Origin of the sequence: Dyadobacter psychrophilus (assembly GCF_900167945.1) — a bacterium.
In the GTDB taxonomy this organism is placed as follows: domain Bacteria; phylum Bacteroidota; class Bacteroidia; order Cytophagales; family Spirosomataceae; genus Dyadobacter; species Dyadobacter psychrophilus.
This window is the reverse complement of sequence record NZ_FUZA01000016.1, coordinates 25269-34844: the sequence shown is the minus strand read 5'-3', so window position 1 is coordinate 34844 and position 9576 is coordinate 25269. Positions and strand designations below refer to the sequence as shown.

Below are 9576 nucleotides of genomic sequence, written 5' to 3'. Positions count from 1 at the left end.
AACAAGTCCGGCAAAGTACGGTAGAGCCGGTCTTTGGAAGCCTGGTTCATTATTACGGATTAAGCAAAATAAATGTTCTAGGAAAAGCCTCGGCACATAAGGTAATGCTAATGGCTGCGACCTGCTTCAATCTTAAAAAGTATCTCAAAACATTTAAAAGGAAATTGACAAATAGTGCAGCAGTAGAGACCGTTGCGCACTTAATCAGCGCATTTTTGAAGTCCTCGATTGCTTTTACCTTGAAATTTTGAGAATCTCACAAGTCAGATTTTAGAATTCCTCAAATTCATTTGTCAGGATAGTTCCGCAACGGCCACGGTGGTATTTTTGTAATTTGAAAATGGCTTAAAACTGTTAATTAAGTACTTGTAAAACAACGATTTAATGTTTTGCCATTTTGAAACAGAGCACGTTAAACTGTACTTTTCCCTGCTACAGAGAAATTTTAGCCTGGTGAATGGCAAAGAAGGTAGGTGCAGTGGTCGGCTTTGACTGACTGATCATTACAAACATGGCCGCATTTTAATGCGCCATAAAATAGTGGCTAAGTTTTAAAAATATCGCTGTCACCAAGAACGCTCCTAACAGAAAATAAAGAATCCTTAGCAAGGTAGATGGCTTAGTGGGCTTTGATGCCTTCATCAATGAACGGTACGGGGACTTCACCGGCTTTGTACGATTTGTAATGTGCGGAATGACCTTTTTGCTTTTCATGGCTTTGGGTGCTTGCATGCAAGACTGCAAATATGGTTTAGATCTTATTTGTTTCTGACTACCTGTTGCATGTTTTATTGAGCTAATTTTGCAGTATTATGAGATTAGCTCTTTACATATTAGCTTTTTACACGGTGATACTTTCCTGCATTCCCTGCCAGGATGAAGTATTGCGTGTCTCATATCCGGCCACTAAGGCCACCATTAATGCCAATGCCGATCACCAGGATCAGGGAATTGTTGACCTTTGTTCCCCGTTTTGTATTTGTGCATGCTGCGCCGGCATAACGCTTCAAGATCCCGTTATGTCTTTGCCAGAAGTAGCATCTACTGCTTTTTTTAGTGATAAGGCTTTTACCTATACCGACCGTAATGATGGCGGCGGTCTGACATCAATCTGGCAACCTCCCAGGATTTAGTGTAACCCATTCATTTATGGTTTGCCTTATTGCTGTGGCTTTTTAAGTCACGGTTATAGGCTCATTCTACACAAATTCTAAGTTCAGATGTTAGATAAAGTCATTCATTTTTCAATTCATAATAAGCTTGTTGTTGGCATATTTACCCTGGCCCTTGTCGTCTGGGGGATCTATTCGCTCACGCAGCTTCCCATTGATGCTGTGCCCGACATTACCAACAACCAGGTGCAGATCATCACAAGCAGTCCTTCGCTGGCCGCGCAGGAAGTAGAGCGCCTTGTAACGTTCCCGGTTGAAACAGCCATGGCAACGATCCCGAGCACGGAAGAAATCCGCTCCATGTCGCGGTTTGGGCTCTCAGTTGTGACGATCGTTTTCAAAGACAACATTGACGTTTACTGGGCCCGGCAGCAAGTTTCCGAGCGCCTGCAAAGTGCGGTGGAGCAGATACCACCTGGCGCAGGGTCACCCGAGCTAGCACCAGTTACTACCGGTCTTGGCGAGATTTATCAGTATGTATTGCACACCAAAAAAGGATATGAGAAAAAGTATCCGCCTATGGAGCTTAGAAGTATCCAGGACTGGATTGTCAGACGGCAGCTGTTGGGTACCGAAGGGATTGCTGATGTAAGCAGTTTTGGTGGATTTCTCAAACAATACGAAATCGCAATTGATCCTTTCAAGCTCAGAAGTGCCCAAATCTCGATGAGCGAGATTTTTTCGGCCCTTGAAAGAAATAACCAGAATACGGGCGGGGCCTACATCGACAAAAAGCCCAATGCGTACTTTATCAGAAGCGAGGGGCTGATTGCAAACCTGAAAGATATTGAAAGTATCCAGGTCAAAGAGACTGCAAACGGCCTGCCTGTCCTGATCCGTGATATCGCAACTGTCCAGTACGGCAGTGCTGTCCGTTATGGTGCAATGACGCGCAATGATGAAGGTGAAGTGGTTGGCGGGCTGGTGTTGATGCTGAAAGGCGCAAATGCAGCCAAAGTGATCGGCAATGTAAAAGAAAGAATCCAGCAGATCAGTAAAACGCTCCCGGAAGGTGTGGTGATCGAGCCGTTTTTGGACCGCACAAAACTGGTCAATAATGCCATTGGCACTGTTTCTAAAAACCTGGTCGAAGGGGCGCTTATTGTCATTTTTGTTCTGATACTTTTGCTGGGCAACCTGCGCGCCGGGCTCGTGGTCGCCTCGGTGATCCCACTGGCGATGCTTTTTGCCGTCAGTATGATGAACCTGTTCGGCGTATCGGGCAACCTGATGAGCCTTGGCGCGATTGACTTCGGCTTGATCGTAGATGGCGCTGTTATCATTGTGGAAGCCACGCTGCACCATATTATGGGCAAGAAATATACACACCGGCTCTCGCAGCAGGAAATGGATAATGAGGTTTATGAATCGGCCTCCAAAATCCGGAATTCAGCGGCCTTTGGTGAAATCATTATCCTGATTGTGTACCTGCCGATCCTTGCCCTTGTGGGCATTGAAGGGAAAATGTTCCGGCCAATGGCGCAGACCGTCAGCTTTGCGATCCTGGGCGCATTTATTCTTTCCCTGACCTACGTGCCGATGGTTTCAGCTTTGTTTTTAAGTAAACAAAATGAGCTTAAGCCCAATATTTCAGACCGCATCATAGCCTTTTTTCACAGGCTTTATTTGCCTGCATTAGGCTTCGCCCTACGGCGACGACTAATTGTAGTTTTGACAGCACTGGCACTTTTCGCTGTCAGCCTTTGGATGTTTTTAAATATGGGCGGTGAGTTTATCCCGCAGCTCGACGAAGGTGATTTTGCCGTAGAGCTGCGTGTATTGACTGGCAGTTCCCTTTCTGAATCTATCGACGCGGTACAAAAAGCAGCTGGGTTACTCCGTAAAAACTTTCCGGATGAAGTCATAGAAGTGGTTGGAAAAATTGGGTCTTCCGAAATCCCGACCGACCCAATGCCGGTAGAAGCCGGTGATGTGATGGTTATATTAAAGGAAAAATCTATGTGGACAAAGGCGAAAGGCAGGGAAGAACTTGCTGATAAAATGCAGCAGCTGCTAACTGAATCCATTCCCGGCGTAACATTTGGTTTTCAACAGCCTATCCAGATGCGGTTTAATGAGCTGATCTCAGGGGTGAAACAAGACGTGGCCATCAAGATTTTTGGGGAAGACCTGGATGTATTAGCCCAGCAGGCAGGCAAGATAGGAAAACTGGTGGCATCTGTCGAAGGGGCCCAAGACCTGTATGTGGAAGAAGTAAGTGGCCTGCCGCAGATTGTCGTTACTTTTGACCGTGACCGCATGTCCCAGTTTGGCATCAGCATCCAGGATGCCAACCGCACCATTAATACCGGGTTTGCCGGTAGCAGTGCTGGCCTGGTTTATGAGGGCGAAAAGCGGTATGATCTGGTAGTCAGGCTTAAAAGCGAAAACCGTCAGGCCCTGGAAGACGTACAAGCGTTGTTTGTTACTACATCACATGGAGAGCAGGTGCCACTGAGCCAGATTGCTACCGTCGAGATGAAGACAGGCGCAAACCAAATCCAGAGGGAGGACGCCAAGCGCCGGATAACGGTAGCTTTTAATGTACGTGGCAGGGATGTAGAAAGTATTGTAAAAGAGCTACAAGCCAAAATTGATAGCCAGATAAAGCTTCCTACGGGCTATTACACAACTTATGGCGGCCAGTTCCAAAACTTGCAAGAGGCCAACACCCGTTTAAGTGTTGCTGTGCCAATTGCATTGCTGCTGATTTTTGTGCTGCTCTATTTTACATTTAACTCACTGCGCCAAAGCCTTTTGATCCTTACGGCTATCCCGCTGTCTGCAATCGGGGGCATCTTTGCCCTTTCACTTCGTGGAATGCCTTTCAGTATATCGGCGGGCATCGGCTTTATCGCACTTTTTGGTGTGGCCGTATTAAATGGTATCGTGCTCATTGCCGAATTCAATTCGCTTAGAAAAGAAGGGATGAGTGATTTGAAAAAGGTCATATTTCAGGGAACCGAAACCCGTTTGCGACCAGTACTGATGACAGCCCTTGTGGCATCACTCGGGTTTTTGCCCATGGCTTTGTCCAATAGCTCAGGCGCTGAAGTCCAGCGCCCGCTTGCAACTGTGGTCATCGGAGGGCTTGTTTCTGCGACGCTTTTAACCCTATTGGTACTGCCGGTGCTTTACCTGATTGTTGAAAAGCGTTTTGGTGGTGCTGCCACTAAACAGGCCGGGGCACTTCTGCTTGTTTTTGCTGTATGCAGCTTTTCTGTTCCAGGTGTCCAGGCACAAGATTCCACGCATGTAAGCCGCAAAATTTCTCTTGAAACAGCAATTAGTGAAGCGGCCAGTAAAAACCTGGAAGTGAAAGCAGGAATTTACCAGATCGATTATCAGCGTGCGCTACTTGGGAGTTCTGCTGATATCGCAAAAACGGATATCTCCTGGATGGGCGGGCAGTATAACAGTAACAGGTTTGATAACCAGTTCAATATCTCGCAGACATTGCCCCACCCAAAGGTGGCCAGCAAAAGGAAAGCGTTGTTGTCTGCCCAAATTAACGGCGCACAAGCAAGGCTTGAAGTAACCCAGGCGGAGCTGATCCGGCAAATTAAAAGCAATTATTATCAGCAGGTACTCTTAAAACAACAGCAGCAGTTGCTACAAGGGGAAGGCTTGCGGGCGGACCGGTTTGTAAAAGCAGCAGCCCTGCGCTTTAAAACTGGCGAAACAAGTCAGCTCGAATATTCAGTGGCCGAAAGTGAGCAGGGTGAAATCCAGGCCCGCCTTATTCAAAACCGGGGCAGTTTGCTAGTCCTGCAAAAGCAGCTGCAAATGCTGCTTAACAGCGCACAGCCAGTCGAAGCCCAGACTGACACATTGGTAAGACGTGACCTTGGACAGATACTTGATACTGCGGGGATTAATTCAAATCCCTATTTACAGTACCTAAGCCAGCAAATCGCCATTGAGAAACAGGCTACTGCCGTTTCACGCACCAGCCTGTTGCCTGATTTTAGCATTGGATATTTTAACCAGTCTTTAATTGGCGGGCAAAACATCAATGGTACAGAAGTTTTTTATGGCGCAGGGAAGCGTTTCCAGGGCTTTCAACTAGGTGTTTCTATTCCTGTATTCAGCGGTGCAGCCAGGGCGCGCGTTAAAGCATCCGAGCTTAATGAAAAACTAGCGCAGAACCAGGTGGATCTTGCACGCTTGCAGTTAGGCAACAATTTGCAGCAGGCTATCCAGTCTTATCAGAGCGCAAATCAGAGCCTGGTTTTATATGAACAAAAAACATTGGTTTTAGCAAATGTGATCGCAGGCAATGCCACAAAGGCATATGAAGCGGGCGAGATTGGCTATGTCGAGTTTTCGCAGGCACTGACCAGAGCTTTAAATATCAGGTCTACTTATATGGAGCTGCTTGACAGTTATAACCAATCGGTCATCGAAATTGAATTTCTGGTCTCCGGACAGCAATGACCGGTTTAAAACAATCAATCATTACTAATGATGTATACAATGAAAAATATATTAGTGGTCTTCTTTCTTCTAACAGGCATTTTGGCCTGCGGTAAAAAGCAAGAAGAAAAGCAGCAGGAGCCAGCCCATCAAGACGAAGAGCATCATGAAGGAGAAGAAAGTAATGTCGTTGAGCTGACCAAAGCGCAATATGAAACGGCAGCTATCAAATTGGGCACGGCCAGTACCCGTAATCTGAGTGCTGTTGTGACTGCCAACGGAGTAATTGATATCCCGCCGCAAAACCTGGTGAGCATTTCAGCCCCGCTGGGTGGCTTTGTCAGAAAAACCGAGCTTTTGCAGGGCATGCAGGTTAAGAAAGGACAGGTACTGGCAACCATCGAAAACCCTGATTTTATCCAGATCCAGCAAGACTACCTGGAAACGGAAAGTAAGCTGGAATACGCCCAGCAGGAGTACAGCCGTCAGTTGGAGTTGAGCAAGGAAAATATCAATGCCCAAAAAGTATTGCAACAAGCAACCTCCGAGGTAAAGACACAGAAAGCTCGGTTGGCAGGTTTAAAAGAAAGGCTTATTACGGCTGGCATAAACCTAAATGTCTTACAAAAGGGAACCATTGTCAACAGCGCCGTGATACGTTCACCCATCAGCGGATCGGTCACGACTGTGAATGTGAACCTTGGAAAATACGTGAACCCGACCGATGTGATGTTTGAAATTGTGGACACAGACCACTTGCATGTCGAGCTTTCGATATTTGAGCAGGATATCCCCAAAATTAAACTAGGCCAACTGGTGCGCTTTACAGTCAGCAACAACCCGGGCAAGGAGTACCTGGCCAAGGTATACCTGATCAACCAGAAGATCAATGAAGACCGCACAGTGCGCGTGCATTGTCACCTGGAGAAAGATGATAAGGGCCTGTTGCCACAAAATTTTGTAAAAGCAGTGATCGAAACCGGTGCAAACCCTGTGACTGCGCTTCCAAGCCAGGCTATCGTTGATTTTGAAGGGGAATCATACATTTTCGTGCAGCGTGCCGAAGGTGCCCACACAGACAGTACCTCAAAGGGTGCAGAGTCAGAGGGACTGACTTTTGAGATGGTACAGGTAAGCAAAGGGGTATCAGAAAACGGGTACACACAAATAAAATTCCCGCAGGAATTTGACGACCAAGCCCCGAAGATTGTTCTCAAAGGGGCATATGCCCTTTTATCGAAACTTAAAAATTCAGAGGAAGAAGAAGGCCACTAACTATGAACCAGATTATCCTTGGCAGTATTGCACTTAGCCTGATCCATGCACTGATCCCCAGCCATTGGCTTCCTTTTGTTACGATCGGAAACTCTATGGGGTGGAGCAAAAGGCAGGTCCTGAATACTACATTTTTGGCAGGGGCGGCGCATACATTAAGTACAACCATCTTTGGGTTGATGGTCAGCTTTGCTGGCTTTCAGCTCTCAGAGAACCAAAGTGTTATTGCCAGTAAGATTGTACCCTTGTTTTTGCTGCTCCTGGGACTGTGGTTTGTCATGCAACATTATCGCCATCAGGCACATAGCCATATCGATGAAAAATTGTTGAAATACGGCAGCCACCGAAGGATACTGTTGTCGCTGATGCTGATGATGTTTCTCTCACCTTGCTTTGAGATCAACGCCTATTTTTTGAACGCCGGAGCAATTGGGTGGTATGCGGTTTTGACAATTGTTCTTATTTACAATGTGTTGACCCTTTCAGGGATGATGCTGATGGTAAGCCTGGGAAGGAAAGGGATTAAAAGCATAAACATTCATTGGCTGGAACACTATGAGCAGCTCATTACCGGGCTTACACTTATTGCCCTGGCCATATTAAACTTTATTGTAGAAATTTAAAAGCAGCAATATCATGGAAGAAAACCAAAATAAAGAGCCTGAAAAGCAGGGCCCAGTTGTCGGCGCACTGGCTACCAAACAGCAGCACGAAGGCCATGACCATGCCGAAGGAGAAGAGCATGATGATGATGATACAGGTCATAGTGAAGGGGACGGGCATGATCATGGCGGGCAAGCAGGAAGCGAAAGCCTGATCAAAAGCAGGTGGGCATTATGGCTTAGCCTTTTGATCCTGCTAGGCTTTATTCTTCTAAGCAAAGGCTTTAAAGTCCCTGTTGCTAAGCCCGTCGAGATTGGATTGATGGTCATTGCCTATATCCTGGCTGGCCACAAGACACTGCAAATTGCATTCAGACGCGTCAAAAGAGCCGATTTTTTTAATGAGTTCACGCTCATGACAACGGCAACACTGGGCGCATTTTATATCGGTGAATTTGCCGAAGGGGTTGCTGTCATGATTTTTTACGAGCTGGGCGAGCTCTTTCAGGATTTGGCAGTCAACCGGTCTAAACGCTCTATTAAAGCGCTGTTGGACGTGCGCCCCGACAAAGTGACCGTTAAGAGAAGTGAAGGCAATAAGGTCATTAACCCCTCCGATGCGGCAATTGGTGATATTATCATGGTTAAGCCAGGGGAGAAAGTCGCCCTGGACAGTGAGCTGCTGACCGATTCGGCCAGTTTTAACACAGCTGCATTAACAGGTGAGTCCAAGCCGGATACCAAAGAAAAAGGCAGTGTAGTCCTGGCCGGTATGATCAACCTGGATAGGCCTATCGAGCTGAAAGTGACAACGGCTTTCAAAGATTCAAAGCTTTCCAGGATTTTGGAAATGGTGCAGGATGCGACGGCCAGAAAAGCCCCGACCCAGCTGTTTATCAGCAAGTTTGCCAAAATATATACACCGATTGTCTTCTTTTTGGCCCTGGCCATTACAGTGCTGCCATACTTTTTTGTAGACGATTATGTGTTTAATCAATGGCTTTACCGTGGGATGGTTTTCCTTGTTATTTCCTGCCCTTGTGCACTGACCATATCTATTCCCCTGGGTTACTTTGGAGGTATTGGTCTGGCTTCCCGTAACGGTATCCTTTTTAAAGGTTCTAACTTCCTGGATGTGATGACCAAGGTCGATACCATTGTCATGGACAAGACGGGCACACTTACCAAGGGGGTATTTAAAGTACAGCAGGTTGTCACTGATATGGAAAAAGAAGAATTCCTTTACCTGACGGCATCGCTGGAAAGCGCTTCCACACACCCGGTGGCAAGGGCAGTGATTGAATACCAGCAGGACAAAAAATCGGAAGATCCCACCGAAGTAGAAGAAATATCAGGGCATGGCTTGAAGGGGAAAGTGGCAGGCAAAGCGCTGCTTGCCGGTAATTTAAAACTTCTGGATAAATTTTCAATTTCCTATCCGGGTGATATCAAGGATATCCAGGAAACCATTGTTGTTGTCGCCGTCGATGGCAAGTATGCCGGTTACATCACGATTGCCGACGAGATAAAAGAGGATGCCCCCCAGGCTATCAAAGATATGCATGCCCTGGGAATCAAGACCGTGATGCTCTCGGGGGACAAATCAGTAGTTGCCCAGAAAGTGGCAAAAGAGCTAGGGATTGATGAAGCGTATGGGGACCTGTTGCCAGAAGGGAAGGTTGAAAAAGTGCAGGGCTTTAAAGATGCCGGCAGACATCTGGCCTTTGTCGGGGATGGTGTCAATGACGCGCCGGTTGTCGCACTCGCTGATGCAGGCATTGCCATGGGCGGACTGGGTTCGGATGCCACGATAGAAACTGCCGATGTAGTCATCCAAAATGACCAGCCGTCCAGGATCGTTTCGGCAATCAGGGCAGGAAAAATTACCCGCTCAATCGTCTGGCAAAATATTATCCTTGCCATGTCTGTGAAAGCAGTTGTACTTCTTTTGGGTGCAGAAGGCATTGCTACATTATGGGAAGCTGTCTTTGCTGACGTAGGGGTAGCGCTGCTGGCGATCCTGAACGCCTTCCGCATTCAAGGTAAAAAGATCTAACCTGCTCAGATGCAATAGAAAACCTTCGGCTACATCCGAAGGTTTTTTTTATGCC

At 46.9% G+C, this 9576-nt stretch carries 6 protein-coding genes; all 6 read left to right on the top strand.

What is annotated here, in order from left to right:
* Positions 1-251: transposase (locus B5X68_RS29120; protein WP_212568046.1), on the top strand; the 251-nt coding region annotated here is incomplete at its 5' end.
* A 561-nt stretch (positions 252-812) separates the two neighbouring features.
* Positions 813-1133, top strand: a complete 321-nt coding sequence (locus tag B5X68_RS27715) for a DUF6660 family protein (RefSeq protein WP_082218027.1) — start codon at positions 813-815, stop codon at positions 1131-1133.
* Between the two features lie 87 nt (positions 1134-1220).
* Positions 1221-5609: a CusA/CzcA family heavy metal efflux RND transporter gene (locus tag B5X68_RS27710; RefSeq protein WP_082218026.1), complete on the top strand. Its 4389-nt coding sequence runs from the start codon at positions 1221-1223 to the stop codon at positions 5607-5609.
* A gap of 39 nt (positions 5610-5648) precedes the next feature.
* Positions 5649-6863, top strand: coding sequence for an efflux RND transporter periplasmic adaptor subunit (locus tag B5X68_RS27705; protein WP_082218031.1), 1215 nt, complete (start codon positions 5649-5651; stop codon positions 6861-6863).
* Positions 6864-6865: 2 nt separating this feature from the next.
* Positions 6866-7486, top strand: a complete 621-nt coding sequence (locus tag B5X68_RS27700; protein ID WP_082218025.1) for a hypothetical protein — start codon at positions 6866-6868, stop codon at positions 7484-7486.
* Positions 7487-7499: 13 nt separating this feature from the next.
* Positions 7500-9521, top strand: a complete 2022-nt coding sequence (locus B5X68_RS27695) for a heavy metal translocating P-type ATPase (protein ID WP_082218024.1) — start codon at positions 7500-7502, stop codon at positions 9519-9521.
* Positions 9522-9576: the final 55 nt, after the last annotated feature.

Excerpts from the sequence above, each read along its gene's own strand:
- B5X68_RS27715 (WP_082218027.1), top strand. The coding sequence starts at position 813 with ATGAGATTAGCTCTTTACATATTAGCTTTTTACACGGTGATACTTTCC.
- B5X68_RS27710 (WP_082218026.1), top strand. The coding sequence starts at position 1,221 with ATGTTAGATAAAGTCATTCATTTTTCAATTCATAATAAGCTTGTTGTT.
- B5X68_RS27705 (WP_082218031.1), top strand. The coding sequence starts at position 5,649 with ATGAAAAATATATTAGTGGTCTTCTTTCTTCTAACAGGCATTTTGGCC.
- B5X68_RS27700 (WP_082218025.1), top strand. The coding sequence starts at position 6,866 with ATGAACCAGATTATCCTTGGCAGTATTGCACTTAGCCTGATCCATGCA.
- B5X68_RS27695 (WP_082218024.1), top strand. The coding sequence starts at position 7,500 with ATGGAAGAAAACCAAAATAAAGAGCCTGAAAAGCAGGGCCCAGTTGTC.